Below are 19,691 nucleotides of genomic sequence, written 5' to 3'. Positions count from 1 at the left end.
CTAATTGATAATCACTTGTGCATCACCCGCTGCTTGCGGGGCAATATCACCAATTAACCATGCCTTTTCACCACAGGCATTAAGATGTGATAGCGTTTTTTCAACATCAGCTTGGCTCACGGCGATTAATAAGCCGACACCACAGTTAAAGGTACGATACATTTCATGAGTGCTGACATTACCTGCCTGTTGTAGCCAGTTAAAGACCTCAGGCCACTGCCAACTCTGGCTATTAATACGAGCTTGCGTATTTTCAGGTAGCACGCGCGGAATATTTTCCCAAAATCCACCGCCAGTAATATGTGCCACTGCGTGAATATCAACGTTTTCAATTAATGACAGGAGTGATTTTACATAAATACGGGTTGGTGCTAAGAGTTTATCAGCCAGTGATGTATCACCTAATGGGGTAGTTTCAGCACAGGCACCACTGACTTCAAGAATTTTTCTGATCAGTGAATAGCCATTAGAATGAGGGCCACTTGAAGCGAGAGCAATTAATGCATCCCCCGCTTTAACTTTGCTACCATCGATAATCTGTGATTTTTCAACGACACCAACACAAAAACCGGCGATATCATAATCGTTACCATGATACATGCCGGGCATTTCCGCTGTTTCGCCACCCACTAAGGCACAGCCGGATTGCTTACAACCTTCAGCGATACCCGTTACAACCCGTGCGGCAGTATCGACATCTAACTTGCCTGTGGCATAGTAGTCAAGAAAGAAGAGAGGCTCAGCACCTTGAACGATTAAATCGTTAACACACATTGCGACTAAATCGATACCAATATCATTGTGGCGATTTAAGTCCATCGCAAGGCGAAGTTTAGTACCGACACCGTCAGTGCCTGACACTAAAATAGGTTCGCGGTATTTAGTGGGAATAGCGCATAATGCACCAAAACCACCTAAACCCCCCATAACTTCAGGACGGCGAGTTTCTTTTACTACACTTTTAATACGATCGACTAAAGCATTACCTGCATCAATATCGACACCGGCATCTTTATAGCTGAGAGAGGATTTGTTAGTCACGTCTAGCCCTCACGGCAAGTTGCTGTTAAGAAAAAATGTGTGCGGTGGCTATTCTAACAGGCAAAGCAAACGTTTGCGAGGATCTTCTTTTTAGATCACAATTATTCATGTTAGTGTGGTTAAAAGCTGTGCGATTGATCAATATCAATAGAAAAACGATGGAAAGTCACTAAAAAAGCGGTATAATCTCGCGATTTTTTTGTCTGGCTGCGTCGTACATTAGGAGAAATTATGAAGATCGTTGAGGTAAAACACCCACTCATTCAACATAAATTGGGGCTGATGCGAGATCATGATATAAGCACTAAACGCTTTCGTGAATTGGCTTCAGAAGTTTCCAGTCTACTGACGTATGAAGCTACCGCCGATTTAGAAACAGAGACGGTAACAATTGAAGGTTGGTGTGGCCCGGTTGAGATAGAACAGATTAAAGGAAAAAAAATTACTGTTGTACCTATCCTCCGTGCCGGTCTCGGGATGATGGATGGAGTATTAGAAAATATTCCTAGCGCCCGGATCAGTGTAGTTGGTGTTTACCGCGATGAAGAAACCTTAAAGCCCGTCCCTTACTTCCAGAAACTAGCCTCTCATATTGAAGAACGTATGGCACTTGTTGTTGACCCAATGTTAGCAACTGGTGGCTCTATGATTGCCACAATTGATTTATTAAAAAATGCAGGCTGTACTTCAATTAAAGTTTTAGTGTTAGTGGCTGCGCCTGAGGGGATCAAAGCATTAGAAGAAGCTCATCCTGATGTTGAGTTATATACTGCATCAATTGATAAGCATCTTAATGAGCATGGGTACATTGTCCCAGGCCTTGGTGATGCGGGTGATAAGATATTTGGTACAAAATAATGATTAAGCCGACTTTGATAGTCGGCTTTTTTTTGGATCACTTATTGGTTTGTTTTATCGCTGAAATTTAAATTCCATTTATATCTATTTTAAAGAGAGGTCGTAAGCATGACTCGTCGTGCAATCGGGGTAGAAGAGCGCCCACCATTATTACAAACAATCCCATTGAGTTTTCAACATCTGTTTGCCATGTTTGGTGCTACTGTACTTGTGCCGATTTTGTTTAAGGTTAATCCGGCCACCATATTATTGTTTAACGGTATCGGTACTCTGCTTTATCTCTTTATCTGTAAAGGTCGTATTCCTGCTTATTTAGGTTCAAGTTTCGCCTTTATCTCTCCGGTGTTATTGCTACTTCCTTTAGGCTATGAATTAGCATTGGGCGGGTTTATTGTCTGTGGGGTGCTATTTTGCCTTGTTGCTGGCATTGTGAAAATCGCCGGACGAGGATGGATTAATGTGATGTTTCCTCCTGCGGCAATGGGCGCAATCGTTGCCGTAATAGGTCTTGAGTTGGCCGGAACCGCCGCTAATATGGCTGGATTATTACCTAGCGCAGATAATCCCGTTAATAGCCAAACATTGATAATCTCTATGGTGACACTGGGTGTGACTATTTTAGGCTCAGTGATGTTTAGGGGATTTTTGGCTATTATTCCTATTCTTATTGGCGTGTTAGCCGGTTACGCACTCTCTTTCTTTATGGGCGTGGTTGATGTGACACCGATTAAAGAAGCCAATTGGTTTGCTCTGCCTACTTTTTATTCGCCGCGTTTTGAGTGGAGTGCTATTTTTATTATCTTGCCGGCGGCATTAGTGGTTATTGCCGAACACGTAGGGCACCTTGTGGTAACCGCGAATATTGTTCAACGCGATCTCATGAAAAACCCAGGCTTACATCGCTCTATGTTTGCAAATGGTTTTTCAACCATTATCTCCGGATTTTTTGGCTCTACACCTAACACGACTTACGGTGAAAATATCGGTGTTATGGCTATTACTAAAGTGTATAGCACTTGGGTCATTGGTGGTGCGGCAATTATCGCTATCTTACTTTCTTGTGTTGGTAAATTGGCAGCCGCGATTGCAGCGGTTCCCGTACCGGTAATGGGCGGTGTCTCTTTATTACTGTATGGTGTAATAGGGGCGTCCGGTATTCGCGTATTATTAGATTCGAAAGTGGATTATAACAAACCACAAAACTTGATATTAACAGCGATCATTTTAATTGTCGGTGTAAGTGGTGCATCAATTCAAATTGGCGCAGCTGAACTAAAAGGCATGGCCTTAGCAACGATAGTCGGTATTGTTTTAAGTTTAGTGTTTAAGCTGGTGAGTATTATTCGCCCAGAAACTGAGTTAGTGGATGATACTCTGGAGTCAATTAACAAACATACAAATACCAAGTAATCATTGATGAGCTCTTTTCGCTAATATTTCGTCATTGAACTAAAAAGCAGTCATAGACTGCTTTTTTTATTGGTTGTTTTTTATTCTTATCAGATAAACAAAAACACTTTTGTTATAAAAAGCGTTTAAAACTTAGAAAAAGAAAATAAACTTAATAATAATATTTATTTAACGCAAATAAATGAGACAATGAAATTATTAGCGGTTTAGTGATAGCGATACTTTTTAGCTATTATTGAGCTAAAAATTGTTTTAAGGTTGTAACAAAGCTTTTAAAAGGGTGACGACGCTAGTTATGGAAAAACTTGTTGATATATACGACTTTATCGTATCTAAGCAGATTTTCACCACGCTGTTTTTAGTGATCACGTTGCTGGTGGTGTGGTTTCTGGCAAAGATGATCTTTCGTCGTATAGCCAAGCGTCTATTGTTTTTATTCACCGAACTCTCAGATGAAGAGACGATAGAAGATATTGCGAAAAAAAGTGCCTCTATTGTTGCAGTCACTCTGGTTCTCTATATAAACCAGTTATTGCCTTCGTTTTCAGCACAGATGAATATTATCTTTGAAACGGTTTGTCGTGCTTTTATCGTCATCAATATTGCTTCTCTTCTTAATAACGCGTTAGATATTTTCAATATCAGGCATGCTAAAAAATCGTGGCACCGTAACAATTCGATTAAAGGTTATATTGAAATTGCTAAGATAGTGGTGTGGATCATCGCCTTTATTCTTATTATCGCGCTATTTACTGAACAATCCCCACTGATTATTATTTCCAGCTTTGGTGCGATCGCTGCGGTATTGATGTTTGTTTTTCAACATACCCTTATCTCATTCGTCGCTAATATTCTGATCTCAAATGGTAAAGTGTTAAAACTATATGATTGGATTGAATTACCCAGCAGTAATATTAGTGGTGAAGTGATTGATATTGCACTGCACACAATTACAGTACGTAATTGGGATAACACGATTTCTCGTATACCCACAAAGGACTTTTTAACCGAAAAATACACTAACTGGCAACCGATGTTCTCTTCAGGAGGCCGTCGTATCAAGCGTAGTTTCTATATTGATCAATCCTCGATTTCATTTGCTACAGAACAGTTAGTGCAGGAGCTAAAAAATACTGCGCCACTTAAAAAAAGCATTGAAGCGATGTTAGAAGGTAAAGAAGAAGAGATAGGTGATATTAATACTTGGTTAGAAACCAACGGGGTGACCAATCTACAACTTTTTAGAAAGTATATGTTAAATTGGATCAAAATGCGTGGTGATGTGAGGCCGGATATGTATTTGGTGATAAGAACAATGCCCCCCACACCAATGGGACTACCCGTTGAATTATATTGTTTCACTCGTGCTACCACATGGGTTGAATATGAAGAGACGCAATCAGAAATTTTTGAGTATATAAATGCTTGTGCTAAGTATTTTAAATTAGATATTTATCAGCAACCCTCAGGTCACGATCTCTCTAAGATAACGTTTAAATAGCGAAATAGAATGGCTAAACTGATCTTATATTGATGTCAAAATAAACAGTTTCGCTATTTATTGCTGTCATCTTAAGCAGCTCGTCTTGCTTTTTTAATATTGATTCTGTCATTGATAGAATTTGTGTTAGAATCACCACGTTTATTAAACTATTCAGGTGAGGTGCTTCTGAATACGCCATCACAGCTATCATTACCACTATCTCTGCCCGATGATGAGACATTCGATAGCTTTTACGCAGGGGAAAATGCATCACTCGTTGCTGCTATCCAAACTGCTATTCACCAATCACATGGCAGTTATATCTATTTCTGGTCTCGTGATGGGGGCGGAAAAAGCCACTTGTTGCATGCAGCTTGTGCAGAGCTTTCTTTAGCCGGAGATGCAGTTGGTTATGTTCCTCTTGATAAACGGGCTTATTTCGTACCAGATGTGCTTGAAGGTATGGAGCATCTTTCATTAGTTTGTATCGATAACGTTCAATGTATTGCGGGTGATGAAGAGTGGGAACTTGCTCTGTTTAATCTGTATAATCGCGTATTAGAACTTGGTCGCACCTGTCTATTAATCACAGGGGATAGACCTCCCCGTCAAATTGATTTACAACTTCCTGATCTCGCTTCTCGCCTAGATTGGGGGCAAATTTATCGCTTACAACCGCTAAGCGATGAAGAAAAAATTCAAGCACTACAATTAAGAGCGAAACTGCGTGGATTTGAATTACCCGAAGATGTGGGTCGTTTTGTATTAAAGCGCTTAGATAGAAAAATGCGCACATTATTTGAAATGCTAGATGAACTCGATCATGCCTCTATTGTGGCTCAACGTAAGCTGACCATTCCTTTCGTAAAAGATATTCTTAAGCTTTAATCGCAAGCTATTTAAAACAACGCATTATGCAAATAGACAACCAGTAATAAAAAACCGCTTATCTCGAAAGATAAGCGGTGAGTGCAACAAATAAAGAATGGGGGAAATAATTAATGTGCTTCTACAACTTTTGTTTTCTTCTGCGGAACCACTAAGTAAATCAGATAAAGTGCGGTGATAGCCACAGTGTAACCCGTAAAGATCAACCAGAATGACTGCCAATCAATAACACCATCTGTGGTATACAAATCAATAACCCAGCCACTTAACATCGCACCTAAATAAGTACCAAAACCATTCACTAAGGTCATAAACATACCTTGTGCGGTAGAGCGATATTGTAATGGGATCTCTTTTTCTAGGAATAGTGAGCCGGAGATGTTAAAGAAATCGAAAGCACAACCATAGACAATCATGGATAACAACAGAACGATTTGGCCTAATGATGAATAGTCACCGTAAGCGAAGAAACCAAAACGTAAGATCCATGCAATCATACTAAATAATACGATAGTTTCTATTCTCACTCGTTTTAATAACAGGGGTAAAAATAGAATAAAGACCACTTCAGAAATTTGAGAAATGGATAAGAAAACAGAAGGATAATGAGCCAAGAAAGAGTCATCAGCATTAGGTGCTTTGGCCATATCTTGTAAGAATGGAACCCCAAATGTATTGGTAATTTGCAATACTGAACCTAACAATGTGGCAAAGAAAAGGAAAATAACCACATTTTTCTTTTTAAACACTTGTAAGGTATTCGATAAGCTAAAAGCGGCCACTTCTTCTTTTGCTTCTGTTTTATCTGTCGCTTTTGTCGCCGGTAAAAACATCGCAAATACCGCTAAGATAATAGAGGCTATTGCAGCAACAAACAGTTGATCGTAGCTATTACCGAAACCTAAGAAGCTAATAACCCACATTGCAGCAATAAAACCCACGGTGCCATAAACACGGATTTTGGGGAAATAGTCATTTGGCTCTAGGTGTTTTTGCTCTAGTAACTCAAAAATAATACTGTTTGCCATAGAAATGCTTGGCATAAAGAACAATAAATGCAGAAGTGTCGCAAAGAAGAGTGTAGTCACTGTGGTCATTTGGGACATCAACACTAAAGCAAACGCGGATAAAATATGCAGGGTAATAAAGACCAGCTTACGGTTATTTATCTTGTCCGCAATAAATCCCATGATCACCGGTGCGATCAGTGATGCTAATCCTAAAGCACTAAAAATTAGCCCAACGTCAGTACCTTTAAAATGTAATTTATCAAATAGATATGAAGCAAACGTAACAAGCCAAGAGCCCCAAATAAAAAATTGGAGGAATGAAACAAGTTTGAGTCTATGTACGATGTTCATTAAATTTCCTATTAGCCTGGCAATCATCTGGTATTTTGATGATTGATTAGTTTTAGTCGCCCATATGTTGGCTATATTTTCAGTTAGTTTGCCGATATCTATACACTTTAAAAAAAACATAACGCACTATCTCTAGTGAGATAGCGAGTAGGCATGTGTAAAAGAAGTGGCGAATTAACGTATTTTGCTATGTTGCAGTATTGTTTAAATTGTATCTCTAATATTAATTTCTGAATTGGATGATAACGAAAATAAAAATGGTTCGAAGTGTATCGCAAATCAAATCTGCCATCATATTTTCTGAAGACCATAATAAGTAGGAATTCACTCGTGTAAAGAGACTTTTGTCACAATACAAATGAAACGTTTCATAAATTTTTTCTGTTGGCTGTTATTTGTAACAGGATAATGTGATCGTGATAGATATTTTTGATCTTGGTAAAATATTCACTATAAAAAAAATGAAATTAAGATGAAATATTTTGAAAGCAAGCAATAAACTACCTTATTCTACTAATGGAAATAACTATCGTGTTTCCTTAGTGCTCGTAACATAAAATTAACATTGGTGGCCTTTAGAATATACAGATGGCGGTAACATCGTTGTGATGTGGTAATAAAGCAGTAGAGAATTGTGTTATTGATATGAAGAGGAGTGAAGTAAGTTAATAGGTATAAGGTGTTGGTTTTCTGTCATTTTGAGCGCACTGCAGATAATGAGTTATTAGGGCGCATCACCGATCTTTGAAAACAGCCGTAAGGTTTCTCGTCTCAATGCTCTGAAATCATTCAGATTACGTTCAGTGATGCGCCATACCGTCAATGTCGGCAATTGCCAATTTAGACTACTTAAAAAGGGCGGTAACTTGCTCAGGTGGACGACCTAAACGCGCTTTATTGCCAACGACCACAATAGGACGTTCAATTAATTTAGGGTGATTATGCATGGCCTGAATTAATGCTTCTTGTGAGCTCTCATCAGCAAGCTTTAGGGTTTTATAAATTTCTTCTTTGGTGCGCATTAATTTTCTTGCATCGTCAAAATCTAGCGCTTTGAGTAATGCTTTTAACTCATCGACAGAAGGCGGCGTATCTAAATAATGAATAACGTCAGGGGTGATATGCATCTCTTCTAATAAATGTAAGGTTTCACGGCTTTTAGAACAGCGCGGATTATGATAAATCGTTACTTTGTTGGTCATATTATCCCTTATTTAAATTGACTGTCTTTATGTTGAAGTTTACGCAATTGATCAATACGTGCATCAAAACGAGCTTGCTCATTACTGCCTAATTTTACTTGACGACTCGCATCACCAAGATAACGAATGGCAGTTTCAAAATCTCCTCGTAATGCCAAATCTTCAGCGTAAGCTGCAAGCTCTTGGGCTCGATTACCTTGTTTTGCCGCATTTTCCGCCACCAACTGCCAACCAATAGGATCGTCAGGGTTGTCAAAGGTATAGCGATATAATAATCGATTAGCTTCGTTATATTGCTTATTTTGCATATAAGCATTAGCTAAATTAACCGTCAGTACTTTGTTATTAGGTGATTGCTTAAGCGCTTGTTGTAAACGTGTTATCGCTTCTGCAGCACGGTTTTGCTCTACGTCAATATCGGTAATGGCATCAATAAGCCAGATATTATTTGGCTCTTTTGCCAGCATGGGGGTGAGTATTTTTCTCGCATCATTAAATTTACGATCACGAGAATAGAGTAAGGCTTGTGCATAATTGGCGGCTGATTTTTCTAATTCCGTTCCTTGCCTAAACTGATCCAGCGTGGTTTGCAAGGCGTTACTTGATGCGGGGTTTTTCTCTAGCATGGTCAATACCCGCATTTTAGCATAGAGAAAATTAGCCGATTGTGGCACTTTGCGCGGAGCATATTGCGCTGCTCGGCTACGTGCATCAGATAAACGGCTGTCAGGTAAGGGGTGCGTTAATAGCATTTCAGGCGGCTTAGAACTATAGCGCACTTGGTCTGCTAAGATCTGCATAAAATTAGGCATACCTTGTGGATCAAACCCTGCACGATAAAGAGTTTGTATTCCTATCCGATCAGCTTCTTGTTCGTTCATTTGCGTGAAGGTGATCATGTTTTGTTGCATCCCCGCCATACTTCCCGTAAAGGTGGCTAAACCGGCATTGGGGTTAGCCATAAATATTAAAATAGAGCCTAATATTCCAGCCATAGCCAGTGGCGTGGTTTTAGACTGATCTTCTAACATTCTTGCAAGATGACGCTGGGTAACGTGAGAAATTTCGTGGGCGATAACAGAAGCTAATTCACTTTCATTGCGACTGTATCTAAATAGTGCTGAGTGCAATACGATATTGCCACCAAAATAAGCAAAGGCATTAATATTGGGGTTATTCACTAAATAAAAGTGAAAGGGGGTTTTTACCGAACTGGCATTAGAGACTAATCTTTGACCTAAATTATTGATGTAATTAGAAAGTAGAGGGTCAAAAACTAATGGTGCACTATTTCTTAATTGGCGAGTATAGTAATCACCCATAGCGATTTCTTGATTGATACTCAATGTTGAGCCTGCTGTCGTTCCCATATCGGGCAGGGTATCTTCAATATCAATCGCAGCGTGAGCAGGCAACACTGATGTTGATAGCAAAGTAGAAACAAGAAGCGCGACCAGTGGTTTTTTAAGTCTGAGTTTCATACAACAACATCCTGATAGCTATCTTAACGAAAAATTTATAATTAATGATGTATCATAGCAAAAGCTAACGTAAAATCCGTCAAAAGATTATTGATTATGTAAATCAATACATATAGATATATTTGACTTGTTATTATAAAGGACCTCTATTTTCATGCTGGACTTGCTTGTTCAATGGTATAAACGTCGATTTGCTGATCCCCAAGTTATCGCGCTGGTGGTGATCTTAATTGCCGGTTTTTCAATTATCTACTTTTTCAGTGGCATACTTGCACCATTATTAGTCGCCATTGTATTAGCTTATTTGCTGGAATGGCCAACACACTTACTTGAGAAGTTAGGATGTGCACGAATTTGGGCCGTATCAATCGTTCTGACACTATTTATAGGTATTAGTGCCATTGTTATTTTGATTTTAGCGCCAACGGTATGGCAACAAGCCATGACGCTAATTTCAGATATCCCTAATATGATCAATAAATTCAATGCATTTGCTCGTGAATTACCTGAGCGATTCCCCGCATTAATGGATGTTGGCATCGTGGATATGATGGCGGAAAACTTGCGCAGTAAATTTTCAACGGTGGCAGAGTCAGTGTTAAAAGTCTCTTTAGCCTCTTTAATCGGCGTTATCACGCTCTCTATTTATCTGATCCTTGTGCCATTAATGACGTTCTTTTTATTAAAAGATAAGCAACAAATGCTCAATGCTGTCCGTCGGGTATTACCCAAAAATAGAATTCTTGCAGCACAAGTGTGGATTGAGGTTAATCAGCAAATCACCAACTATATTCGTGGTAAGGTCACCGAAATGGTGATTGTTGGTGTATTTACCTATTTTGTCTTTGCTTTTTTTGATTTGCGTTATTCAGTCTTATTAGCGGTTTTAGTTGGCGTTTCGGTTTTAGTGCCTTATGTGGGGGCGGTACTCGCGACGATTCCAGTCATTGTAATTGCACTTTCTCAATGGGGATTAGGCTCTGATTTTTGGGCGCTATTTATCGCTTACTTAGTGGTTCAAGGTTTAGATAGCAACTTATTAGTACCGATATTATTCTCTGAAGCTGTCAATATGCACCCCTTAGTCATTATCTTATCCGTGATTATATTTGGTGGTATGTGGGGCTTTTGGGGGGTGTTTTTCGCCATTCCTTTAGCGACGTTAATCAAAGCAGTATTACATGCGCTGCCTGATGAAATTGCCAATGAGCCACCTTTAGAAACATTAGAAAAGAAAAAGTAATATAGACGCGATTTATCATCAACTTATTGATAATAAAAAAACAGACAGCGATAGTTAATGGCTGTCTGTTTTATTTATCAGCACTAAGCTGTGATCATAAACTATGGGTGTGCAGCTAAATAATCGATAACCACTTGGTGGTGATTGCTGGTTTTAAAATTATCAAACACATGTTCAATCACACCGTTTTTATCAATTAGGAACGTCGTACGATGAATGCCATCGTAAGTTTTCCCCATAAATTGTTTTTCACCCCAAATGCCAAATTGCTCTGCAACTTTATGATCTTCATCAGAAAGTAAGGTGAAGTTTAACATCTCTTTTTCGGCAAAACGGGAAAGTTTTTCTGACTTATCAGTACTAATTCCCAATACCTCGACGTTGGCTTTTTTTAGTGTATCCATCTCATCACGTAAGCCACAAGCTTGCGTTGTACAGCCTGGTGTCATCGCTTTTGGATAAAAATAAACGAGCACACGTTGGCCAGCAAAATCAGACAGATTAATGATTTCTCCATCTTGATCAGGCAGACTGAATTGAGGTGCCTTATCACCGGCTTTTAATGGGTTCATTACCTAATTCTCCATTCTTTTATTGTTTCATCATCAGACTATTTACGATACTTATTGTGCCTTGAGCGTTTAACTCTGTACATAATTGATTGAATTTCTCATGAATAACGAGACCATGATCATCTAACGGATTATGGGCCGTGATCTGAATTTCTAAACGAGCAGGAGTACCATCCTCAGAAGGATGAGTTTTAGAAACTAATTCTGCAAGATTAAAGTGATGTTGACTAAATAAATTGGTAAAACGTTCAACAATGCCGGGGGCATCTTCTATATCTACTTTTGCAGTAATGGTTGATGGGTAAGAGACTGGCGCACCCATTTTGGTTCTTTTCATCACAGTCAATAAATCAAGTTCTGCACTTTTTATCGGCAGTAATGCTTCAAGTTGGGCAATCGCATTCCAACCACCAGAAAGTAGCATGATAAACGTAAATTCTTGACCAAACATCGCAAGCCGGCTGTCTTCGATATTACACCCGCATTGGCTAACTAATTGCGTAATGGTATCAACGATACCAGGACGGTCAGTCCCTAATGCAGTGAGTACGAGAAAATGTTTATCAGGTATAGGCAAAATAGGCTTCCTTTTGACTTTCAGTTTATTCCTAACAGGTAAACACAAAATTTGATTTCTGCCAAGATCAGAAGCGCACTATCTTTCATTATTATCTCTCTTTAATTCAAATCAAAGAATATTAGCAAATTTCATTAGAAACCTAGAGTTAAGTAGTTTTCAATAGAGCAATGAATGAGTACCATTGTGTATAAGTCTATCTCGGAGCAATGAATTATGGTAAGTAACAATTTTGATTTTACAGGCAGTATGGTGGCATTAGTCACCCCTATGGATGCGAAAGGCAATGTTGACCGAGTTAGTTTACGCAAGTTGGTCGATTATCATGTTAAAGCAGGTACAGATGCTATTGTCTCTGTGGGAACAACGGGTGAATCGGCAACATTAAGCCATGATGAGCATGTTGATGTCGTATTAATGACTCTGGATATGGCTGATGGTCGTATTCCTGTGATTGCAGGCACGGGGGCTAATGCAACTTCTGAAGCTATTTGGTTTACACAACAGTTTGAAAATAAAGGTATTGCAGGGTGCTTAACGGTTACTCCATACTATAATAAACCTTCCCAAGAAGGGCTTTATCAACATTTTAAAGCGATTTCTGAAAGCACGGCTTTACCCCAAATCTTGTATAATGTGCCCGGCCGTACAGGATGTGATTTATTGCCAGTAACAGTTGCACGTTTAGCTCAGTTGGATAATATTGTGGCAATTAAAGAGGCGACAGGGAACTTAAGTCGTGTTAGTCAAATCCAACAGTTAGTTAATGATGATAGTTTTATCTTATTAAGTGGAGATGACGCATCCTCATTAGACTTTATGCAACTTGGCGGTCATGGTGTTATTTCGGTTACTGCTAACGTTGCTGCGTTAGAAATGGTAGAATTATGTCGATTGGCAAAAGCGGGTGAGTTTGCAAAAGCACGTGAACTTAATCGACGCCTGATGGACTTACATCATCAGTTATTTGTTGAACCTAACCCAATCCCAGCTAAATGGGCGTGTCAACGTATTGGATTGATTGAAGACGCCACATTGCGCTTACCGATGACTCCATTAACATCAGCGGGTCAGGATATCGTAGAGAAAGCGCTGTTAACAGCGGGAATACTGTAAAACTTAGGGAATTTTAATGGCAACACTATTGCATAAATCAAAGATTATGAAAGTCGCGGGTCTGTCGCTGGTGGTTTTATTGGCAGCCTGTTCCAGTGATCAGCGCTATAAACGTCAAGTCAGTGGTGACGAGTCGTATTTAGAGTCAGCAGCGCTAAAAAATTTAGTTGTCCCAGCGGGTATGGTGTTGCCTTTGCAAAATGGGGAATATGATATTCCTACGCCTAAAAAGAGTGAGCCTGTGGGTTTAGCATTAGATATTCGCCCACCAACACAGGCTTTAAACTTATTAAGTGGCTCACGTAGTGAGAATAATGCGGATAATAGCCGACTGTTATTACCCAACACGCCCGAAAATACCACCTTATACGAGCAAGTTTCTGCTGTTTTAGCGGATAAAGGTGTGGCACTGGCTAAAAGTGATGCAGGACAAAAACAGATTGTTACCGATTGGATCACTTGGACTCGTGCTGATGAAAATGTGCCTTTCCAAAGTCGCCATAATTTAGCGATAAGCCAGTCAGGTAATGTTGTGATATTAACGATTACGAATACTGGGTTACGCCAAGGTGAAAACGAGATTTCCGATCCAATGGAAGTGAAGCGTTATAACACCTTACTATTAAATGAAGTGGTTGACGGTTTAAACCGCATGCGTAACTTAAGTGAAAATAGCGCAACGAGTAATTTGCAAGGTATTATCGACGTACAAACGGGAAGTGATAATGCTGGGCTGCCTGTCATTATTGTTCGAGCACCATTTGATGTTGTATGGGATAGATTACCTATCGCGCTAGAAAGCGTGGGAATGAAAATGGGCGATCGTACTCGTTCGAAAGGTTCAATTGAAGTGACTTATAAAGGCTTAAGTAGTGCAAGTTGGAGCACGTTAGGGGTTGATAAACCAACAATTAATGAAGGGGATTACAAACTACAAGTTGGTGACTTAAATAACCGCAGTAGTTTGCAATTTATCAGTGATAAAGGTAAACCTCTTACACAGTCTGAAAATGATCAGATGGTTGCTGCAATGAAAGCGGCCTTTAGTAAGCCAATAAAATAAAAGCTCTTTTTATCTATTAAATATCAGGCCGTACAGAAAATGTGCGGCCTTTTTATCACTCAATTCACTTATTTCTCTTATTGATTAGAGCCGCTAAAAAATAGTCGACAGTGATATTTTTTAGTGATCCCCTCCACGTTTTAAAAGCTTTTTTATCCAATCTAGAGTAGAGTATGGAAAGCAAGTTTCTTGTTAAACCTATCACATCTTTGGAGTGTGTCAGATGCAAAAAAAAGCTGAGTTGTATCGTGGTAAAGCGAAAACGGTTTATACCACTGAGTCTTCTGATTATCTTATTCTTGAATTCAGAAACGATACATCAGCGTTAGATGGCCAACGTATTGAACAGTTTGATCGTAAAGGAATGGTGAACAATAAGTTCAATTATTTCATTATGAACAAATTGGAAGAAGCGGGTATCCCAACGCAGATGGAACGTTTGCTCTCTGATAATGAAGTGCTAGTAAAAAAACTCGATATGGTGCCTGTTGAATGTGTTATTCGTAACCGAGCGGCTGGATCACTGGTTAAACGTTTAGGTATTGAAGAAGGTACTGTCTTAAACCCACCTATTTTTGATCTCTTCTTAAAAGACGATGCCCGTCATGATCCGATGGTTAATGAATCTTACTGTGAAACTTTTGGTTGGGTATCAAAAGAAAACCTCACAGAAATGAAACGTCTTAGTTATAAAGCAAACGATGTCCTCAGTGAACTGTTTGATAAAGCCGGTCTGATCCTCGTTGACTTTAAATTAGAGTTTGGCCTCTTTAACGGTAAAGTTGTGCTGGGGGATGAATTCTCACCAGATGGTAGCCGTTTATGGGATAAAAACACCTTAGATAAAATGGATAAAGATCGCTTCCGTCAAAGTTTAGGTGGATTAATTGAAGCCTATGAAGAAGTTGCACGTCGAATTGGTGTTTCTTTAGACTAACTGCGCAATCGATTACGTCAGCAATATTATCCATAAAAGAAAAAGGTCAGCTTAAAAACTGACCTTTTTAATATGCTATAAAGAAAAATTAACTAAGATGAATTGAAAGTGACTAATGGGTGCTATTATTTTGCTCTTAAAAAATAGGCAATAGCGATGAGATAATTTTTGTTATTATCTAAGATAAGTTGTCATCAAAATGACCTAGCAATTAAAATTAAGTGAATTACATAATGGGGAAGGGTTATGCGTTGGAATGATCGCCGAAGAAGTAATAATGTTGAAGATAGAAGAGGGCAGCCTTCTTCTGCATCCGGTGGTGGTAATCTCCCATTAGGATTAATTGCACTATTATTACGTACAAAATATGGCTTTGTGATCATTATTATTTTGGTGATCGCAAGCTTTATGGGGTTTGATTTTAATTCGCTTACAGGGCAAACATCACAACCAACACAAAATAGCCAACAACAATCCGCTCTTTATAATGAAGCGGCAGATTTTAGCAGTGTTGTATTAGCCAGTACGGAAGATTTTTGGCAAGGGATGTTTGCCAAAGCCGGCGAACAATATCGTGATCCTAAATTAGTGCTATATACCAACAGTACCACAACGCAATGCGGTACTGGCACTAAAATGATGGGGCCTTTTTATTGTCCTGCAGACCAAAAAATTTATCTCGATCTCTCTTTTTATAATGAAATGAAAAACAGCCTTGGTGGGGGTGGAGAGTTTGCTCAAGGTTATGTGATTTCTCATGAAGTGGGACATCATGTTCAGCATCTACTTGGTATCACCACACAAATGCGTGAAAAACAGCAAATGGCACGTTCAAAAGTGGAAGCAAATCGCTTATCAGTAAGACTAGAACTGCAAGCTGATTGTTTTGCGGGTATGTGGGGGCGCTTTATTGCCGGTGAAGGCCGTGTTGATGAAGCGGACTTACTGACGGCCATTAAAACCGCACAAGCTATCGGTGATGATAGGCTGCAACGCCAACAACAGGGTTACGCTGTACCGGATAGCTTTACTCACGGCACTGCAGAACAACGTAAGACATGGTTTATGCGCGGCTACAATAGTGGCGATATTAAATCTTGTGATACATTTGCTTCTTCGTCATTGAACTAATACCATCTCACGCTTAAATGATATTAGAATGATTCAGAGAAAGAGAAGGATTATAAAAATAGATGAGTAATGTTGATCCCTCATTGCTAATTTTGCTGGTACTCGCAGGCCTTGGCATTATCAGTCATAATATGACTGTCACTTTAGCAATGATCTTTTTATTGGTTATTAAAATCACACCGTTAAACCAATATTTTCCATTAGTCGAAAAATACGGTATGACCATTGGGATCTTGATCCTCACCGTAGGTGTTATGACACCGATTGCCACAGGCCGCATTTCCGCGCAAGAAGTTTTCAATTCTTTTTTAAATTGGAAATCATTACTAGCGATTGCAATTGGTATCATCGTCTCTTGGTTAGGGGCACGAGGGGTGTCACTTATGAATAACCAACCGTCAACGGTAGCGGGTTTACTCGTAGGAACCGTTATTGGTGTCGCCCTATTTAGGGGGGTTCCAGTAGGTCCACTGATTGCTGCGGGGATCCTTTCGTTATTGATAGGTAAGTCATAGTAGTGCCATCTTTAGATTTATTGCGCTATCAACAAGCCTTCGCTCGACTAGGCCAGCGGCGATTACTCCTTTTAGCGGGGAGCTATACATGGCAAAGGGAACAACTTCGAGCTATCCAACAGCAGTGTAAAGGCGATTGGCTAATACTCTCTTCAGAGATGTCTGAGGCGATAAAACCAGAACATGCTCATCAACTATTAGGCCGTGAATATCTTCACGCTGTATTTGACGCTAACCATGCTTTTAATGCTGATGCACTAGCGATGTTAACGGGAACGTTGAAAGCAGGAAGTTGGCTTATCTTATGTTTACCCGATATTGTTCAGTGGCAACATTATATTGATAACGATAGTCAGCGCTGGAATGATGCGCAAGGGGTTATATCTACTCCCCATTTTATGGCTTGGTTAGCAAAAATTACACTCGCAGATAAACAGGCCATTATTTGGCAAGCATCGCAGCCCCTTGTTCTACCTGAAATAAAAAATACAGGCCAACAGTGGGCGTTGCCTCAAGGGATACCAACCATACAACAGCAACAGTTATTAGCGCATCTTTTACAGGCAAAATCTGGCGTATGGAGTATCACGGCACCACGAGGCAGAGGAAAATCAGCTTTAGCGGGAATGTTGATAGAGCAATGGCCTGGCTCAGTGACGGTTTGTGCCCCTGCGAGAAACAGTATTGAAGTGCTATTATCTCATACATATAAAACCATCGAGTTCTACTCACCGGATAATTTGTTAGCCCTTTGTGATACAGAGCATTTGTGTCGAGATTGGTTAATTATTGATGAAGCGGCGACTATACCCATTGCTCAACTGATAGCACTTTGTCAGCACTTCCCTCGAGTGTTAATGACCACCACGGTACAAGGCTATGAAGGAACAGGGCGCGGTTTTATTTTAAAACTGGGTGATAGCATTCCAACGTTACAAAATTATCAACTTACCGTACCTATTCGCTGGGCGCAGGACGATCCACTCGAAAATTGGCTTAATCAACTGTTGTTACTTGATGAGCCTTCTTTTCATCATGCTAACCAATCTGGCGAGGTGGTGATCACCTCATGCCAGCATTTCGATAGTGAACAACGAGCCAATTTTTATCAACTTTTAACTAGTGCTCATTATCGAACCACGCCTTTAGATCTTCGACGTTTATTCGATGGACAAAAACAGCACTATTGGTCTGCATTTATTCATCGGCATCTTGTTGGGGCGGTGTGGTGTATTGAAGAAGGGGGACTAGCGAAAGCCTTAGCACAAGATGTTTGGCGAGGTATACGTCGACCAAGAGGTAATCTTGTTGCCCAATCGTTAGTCACTTACGGCTTATCCATTGAGGCAATGTGTTTAACTTCATTACGCATCAGCCGAATTGCGGTATTGCCAGCATATCGACGTCAAAAAGTCGCTGCAAAATTAGTTGCGGATATTGCTAAGCAGTGCCAGAAACAGAATATTGATTACCTTTCTGTCAGTTTTGGCTATACCGACGCATTAGCCAATTTTTGGCAACAATGTGGTTTTTATCTGGTGAGATTAGGCGTTCATAAAGAAGCCAGTAGTGGCTGTTATACTGCTATGGCTATTTACCCAATCAGTGCTCAGGGGCAGCAATTATTACAAGTTGCACAACAAGCACTCGCATTACAAAGTGATTATATCACTCAGCAAACAGGTATCTCTCTTGCTACTGCATTGCCTAGCGCCAGTGAAGCAGATCACTGGCTGATGATGGCAGGTTTTGCTTTCGCCCATCGCTCTATATTAACGGTATATCAAAGTGTTGGTTATTTTCTGCAAGGTGATAGAACACGCTACCCGTTATTAGTGGCATTTTTTATTGATAAGCAATCTGTAGAGGCCTGTGTAAAACAATTTTCGTTATCGGGTAAGAAAGCCCTTGTCACGACACTACGTCGGCAATGCCAACAACTGATGGCAGAAAAAGATGAGCAATTAGCACAGGCTTACCAACATTGGTTAACGACTACTTCTTCTGGTCATTTTTGTTGGGCCAATCGTCCTCATCATCCCATTTATCATTAAAGTCGCGATGGGGAGGCAGTTTCCGTTTATTTTTTAGAAACTGTTTTGGATCTATTTTATTCATATCTTTTATGGCATTAATAATTATTCCAACTAAAAGAATTAAAATAACCCACCAATAGTCAGTGATCCAGTGCATAAACCCGCCTTATGTTTTAAAATTGTTATTGAGAATGAGGAGCTTTTTTATTTACTCTTTACCCTAGAGCGATCAAGCATAATTTGGAAAGCATAACATGAAACGGATATTATTGATTATAGCAGGGTGGTTATGTGTTGGATTAGCCACATTAGGTGTTGTTTTACCCGTGTTACCCACAACACCATTTTTGTTATTAGCGGCATGGTGTTTTTCTCGCTCATCAACACGCTTTCATCACTGGTTGCTATATCGCTCTTGGTTTGGTGGTTATTTGCGTTATTGGCAAACTTATCGCGCCATGCCTAAGGGGGCTAAGCCGAAAGCTATTTTAGTCATTTTAGTAACTTTTGCTATCTCGCTATGGTTGGTCTCAATGTGGTGGGTGAGAATTTTATTGCTGATAATTTTAGCCTGTCTGTTGATATTTATGTGGAGACTTCCTGTAATAGATAAACAAGATGTCTCCTGAGATAATTGACATCCTCCACGCCCTAAAGGACGTGGGTCCCTACTGCGTTCAGACTGATGTCTGAATCACCTCGGTGGGTTCCTGATTCGACGGGCGGTCTGACTGCACCCTCCCTCCACAGGCAAGCACGGCATGTCCTGCCGCTAAA

Annotated in this window: 20 protein-coding genes; 12 read left to right on the top strand and 8 right to left on the bottom strand. The window is 39.8% G+C overall.

The features are described 5' to 3' along the window. Positions 1-1,041 carry a phosphoribosylformylglycinamidine cyclo-ligase gene (gene purM, locus GWI58_RS09700; RefSeq protein ID WP_161769133.1) on the bottom strand — a complete coding sequence of 347 codons (1,041 nt, stop codon included), beginning with the start codon at positions 1,039-1,041 and terminating at the stop codon, positions 1-3. A 231-nt stretch (positions 1,042-1,272) separates the two neighbouring features. Between purM and upp the strand changes: the two genes are divergently transcribed. The 4 genes from upp (at position 1,273) to hda (ending at position 5,680) form a co-directional block, all read left to right on the top strand. After that, a complete protein-coding gene (gene upp, locus GWI58_RS09695) occupies positions 1,273-1,899 on the top strand; it encodes a uracil phosphoribosyltransferase (RefSeq protein WP_060558704.1) in 627 nt (208 codons plus the stop codon). Positions 1,900-2,007: 108 nt separating this feature from the next. Then, the gene (gene uraA, locus GWI58_RS09690) at positions 2,008-3,309 is read left to right on the top strand and encodes a uracil permease (RefSeq protein ID WP_094959482.1); all 1,302 of its coding nucleotides are present in this window, start codon (positions 2,008-2,010) and stop codon (positions 3,307-3,309) included. Positions 3,310-3,604: 295 nt separating this feature from the next. Continuing rightward, positions 3,605-4,810, top strand: coding sequence for a mechanosensitive ion channel family protein (locus GWI58_RS09685; protein WP_004243426.1), 1,206 nt, complete (start codon positions 3,605-3,607; stop codon positions 4,808-4,810). Between the two features lie 162 nt (positions 4,811-4,972). Then, the gene (gene hda, locus GWI58_RS09680) at positions 4,973-5,680 is read left to right on the top strand and encodes a DnaA inactivator Hda (RefSeq protein WP_036896130.1); all 708 of its coding nucleotides are present in this window, start codon (positions 4,973-4,975) and stop codon (positions 5,678-5,680) included. Positions 5,681-5,790: 110 nt separating this feature from the next. Here hda and GWI58_RS09675 read toward each other — a convergent pair whose 3' ends face one another. The 3 genes from GWI58_RS09675 to GWI58_RS09665 all read right to left on the bottom strand — a co-directional run bounded on the left by GWI58_RS09675 (position 5,791) and on the right by GWI58_RS09665 (position 9,724). Further along, positions 5,791-7,041: an MFS transporter gene (locus GWI58_RS09675; protein WP_012368036.1), complete on the bottom strand. Its 1,251-nt coding sequence runs from the start codon at positions 7,039-7,041 to the stop codon at positions 5,791-5,793. 845 nt (positions 7,042-7,886) lie between these two features. Next, complete coding sequence (gene arsC, locus GWI58_RS09670; protein ID WP_004243423.1) at positions 7,887-8,243, bottom strand: arsenate reductase (glutaredoxin); 357 nt, start codon at positions 8,241-8,243, stop codon at positions 7,887-7,889. 8 nt (positions 8,244-8,251) lie between these two features. Beyond that, the gene (locus GWI58_RS09665; RefSeq protein ID WP_049208065.1) at positions 8,252-9,724 is read right to left on the bottom strand and encodes a beta-barrel assembly-enhancing protease; all 1,473 of its coding nucleotides are present in this window, start codon (positions 9,722-9,724) and stop codon (positions 8,252-8,254) included. A 154-nt stretch (positions 9,725-9,878) separates the two neighbouring features. On the opposite strand from GWI58_RS09665, the gene GWI58_RS09660 reads away from it, so the two are divergent. Continuing rightward, positions 9,879-10,967, top strand: coding sequence for an AI-2E family transporter (locus GWI58_RS09660; protein ID WP_004243419.1), 1,089 nt, complete (start codon positions 9,879-9,881; stop codon positions 10,965-10,967). Positions 10,968-11,068: 101 nt separating this feature from the next. Here the strand turns inward: GWI58_RS09660 and bcp are convergent, their stop codons facing one another. Next, positions 11,069-11,539 (bottom strand): thioredoxin-dependent thiol peroxidase, encoded by a 471-nt coding sequence (gene bcp / locus GWI58_RS09655; protein WP_004243417.1) that lies wholly within the window; start codon positions 11,537-11,539, stop codon positions 11,069-11,071. A gap of 19 nt (positions 11,540-11,558) precedes the next feature. Next, positions 11,559-12,116 carry a glycine cleavage system transcriptional repressor gene (locus tag GWI58_RS09650; protein ID WP_004248283.1) on the bottom strand — a complete coding sequence of 186 codons (558 nt, stop codon included), beginning with the start codon at positions 12,114-12,116 and terminating at the stop codon, positions 11,559-11,561. 216 nt (positions 12,117-12,332) lie between these two features. Between GWI58_RS09650 and dapA the strand changes: the two genes are divergently transcribed. From dapA to GWI58_RS09620, 6 genes are all read left to right on the top strand, one after another. Next, entirely contained in the window at positions 12,333-13,232 is a 900-nt protein-coding gene (gene dapA / locus GWI58_RS09645) for a 4-hydroxy-tetrahydrodipicolinate synthase (RefSeq protein ID WP_004243415.1), read from the top strand. Positions 13,233-13,248: 16 nt separating this feature from the next. Continuing rightward, positions 13,249-14,295, top strand: coding sequence for an outer membrane protein assembly factor BamC (gene bamC / locus GWI58_RS09640; protein ID WP_004243414.1), 1,047 nt, complete (start codon positions 13,249-13,251; stop codon positions 14,293-14,295). Between the two features lie 223 nt (positions 14,296-14,518). Then, positions 14,519-15,232, top strand: a complete 714-nt coding sequence (gene purC / locus GWI58_RS09635; RefSeq protein WP_161769132.1) for a phosphoribosylaminoimidazolesuccinocarboxamide synthase — start codon at positions 14,519-14,521, stop codon at positions 15,230-15,232. 246 nt (positions 15,233-15,478) lie between these two features. After that, entirely contained in the window at positions 15,479-16,363 is an 885-nt protein-coding gene (ypfJ, locus tag GWI58_RS09630) for a KPN_02809 family neutral zinc metallopeptidase (RefSeq protein ID WP_004243412.1), read from the top strand. Positions 16,364-16,425: 62 nt separating this feature from the next. Beyond that, positions 16,426-16,878 (top strand): DUF441 domain-containing protein, encoded by a 453-nt coding sequence (locus GWI58_RS09625; RefSeq protein ID WP_004243411.1) that lies wholly within the window; start codon positions 16,426-16,428, stop codon positions 16,876-16,878. A 2-nt stretch (positions 16,879-16,880) separates the two neighbouring features. Beyond that, positions 16,881-18,932 carry a GNAT family N-acetyltransferase gene (locus tag GWI58_RS09620; RefSeq protein WP_161769131.1) on the top strand — a complete coding sequence of 684 codons (2,052 nt, stop codon included), beginning with the start codon at positions 16,881-16,883 and terminating at the stop codon, positions 18,930-18,932. Here the strand turns inward: GWI58_RS09620 and GWI58_RS09615 are convergent. Then, a complete protein-coding gene (locus GWI58_RS09615; protein WP_004243408.1) occupies positions 18,874-19,071 on the bottom strand; it encodes a YpfN family protein in 198 nt (65 codons plus the stop codon). The genes GWI58_RS09620 and GWI58_RS09615 overlap by 59 nt on opposite strands. 97 nt (positions 19,072-19,168) lie before the next feature. On the opposite strand from GWI58_RS09615, the gene GWI58_RS09610 reads away from it, so the two are divergent. After that, entirely contained in the window at positions 19,169-19,543 is a 375-nt protein-coding gene (locus GWI58_RS09610) for a DUF454 family protein (RefSeq protein WP_004248280.1), read from the top strand. A 48-nt stretch (positions 19,544-19,591) separates the two neighbouring features. On the opposite strand, the gene GWI58_RS17930 is transcribed toward GWI58_RS09610, so the two are convergent. Next, a partial coding sequence (locus GWI58_RS17930; RefSeq protein ID WP_272927284.1) for a hypothetical protein occupies positions 19,592-19,691 on the bottom strand: 100 nt, incomplete at its 5' end.

The organism is Proteus sp. G2674 (assembly GCF_009915195.1).
GTDB lineage: Bacteria > Pseudomonadota > Gammaproteobacteria > Enterobacterales > Enterobacteriaceae > Proteus > Proteus mirabilis.
This window is presented reverse-complemented; position numbering and strand designations above follow the sequence as displayed.

Excerpts from the sequence above, each read along its gene's own strand:
- GWI58_RS09660 (WP_004243419.1), top strand. The coding sequence starts at position 9,879 with ATGCTGGACTTGCTTGTTCAATGGTATAAACGTCGATTTGCTGATCCC.
- upp (WP_060558704.1), top strand. The coding sequence starts at position 1,273 with ATGAAGATCGTTGAGGTAAAACACCCACTCATTCAACATAAATTGGGG.
- uraA (WP_094959482.1), top strand. The coding sequence starts at position 2,008 with ATGACTCGTCGTGCAATCGGGGTAGAAGAGCGCCCACCATTATTACAA.
- GWI58_RS09675 (WP_012368036.1), bottom strand. The coding sequence starts at position 7,041 with ATGAACATCGTACATAGACTCAAACTTGTTTCATTCCTCCAATTTTTT.
- GWI58_RS09685 (WP_004243426.1), top strand. The coding sequence starts at position 3,605 with ATGGAAAAACTTGTTGATATATACGACTTTATCGTATCTAAGCAGATT.
- dapA (WP_004243415.1), top strand. The coding sequence starts at position 12,333 with ATGGTAAGTAACAATTTTGATTTTACAGGCAGTATGGTGGCATTAGTC.
- GWI58_RS09615 (WP_004243408.1), bottom strand. The coding sequence starts at position 19,071 with ATGCACTGGATCACTGACTATTGGTGGGTTATTTTAATTCTTTTAGTT.
- GWI58_RS09625 (WP_004243411.1), top strand. The coding sequence starts at position 16,426 with ATGAGTAATGTTGATCCCTCATTGCTAATTTTGCTGGTACTCGCAGGC.
- purC (WP_161769132.1), top strand. The coding sequence starts at position 14,519 with ATGCAAAAAAAAGCTGAGTTGTATCGTGGTAAAGCGAAAACGGTTTAT.
- bamC (WP_004243414.1), top strand. The coding sequence starts at position 13,249 with ATGGCAACACTATTGCATAAATCAAAGATTATGAAAGTCGCGGGTCTG.
- bcp (WP_004243417.1), bottom strand. The coding sequence starts at position 11,539 with ATGAACCCATTAAAAGCCGGTGATAAGGCACCTCAATTCAGTCTGCCT.
- arsC (WP_004243423.1), bottom strand. The coding sequence starts at position 8,243 with ATGACCAACAAAGTAACGATTTATCATAATCCGCGCTGTTCTAAAAGC.
- GWI58_RS09665 (WP_049208065.1), bottom strand. The coding sequence starts at position 9,724 with ATGAAACTCAGACTTAAAAAACCACTGGTCGCGCTTCTTGTTTCTACT.
- GWI58_RS09610 (WP_004248280.1), top strand. The coding sequence starts at position 19,169 with ATGAAACGGATATTATTGATTATAGCAGGGTGGTTATGTGTTGGATTA.
- ypfJ (WP_004243412.1), top strand. The coding sequence starts at position 15,479 with ATGCGTTGGAATGATCGCCGAAGAAGTAATAATGTTGAAGATAGAAGA.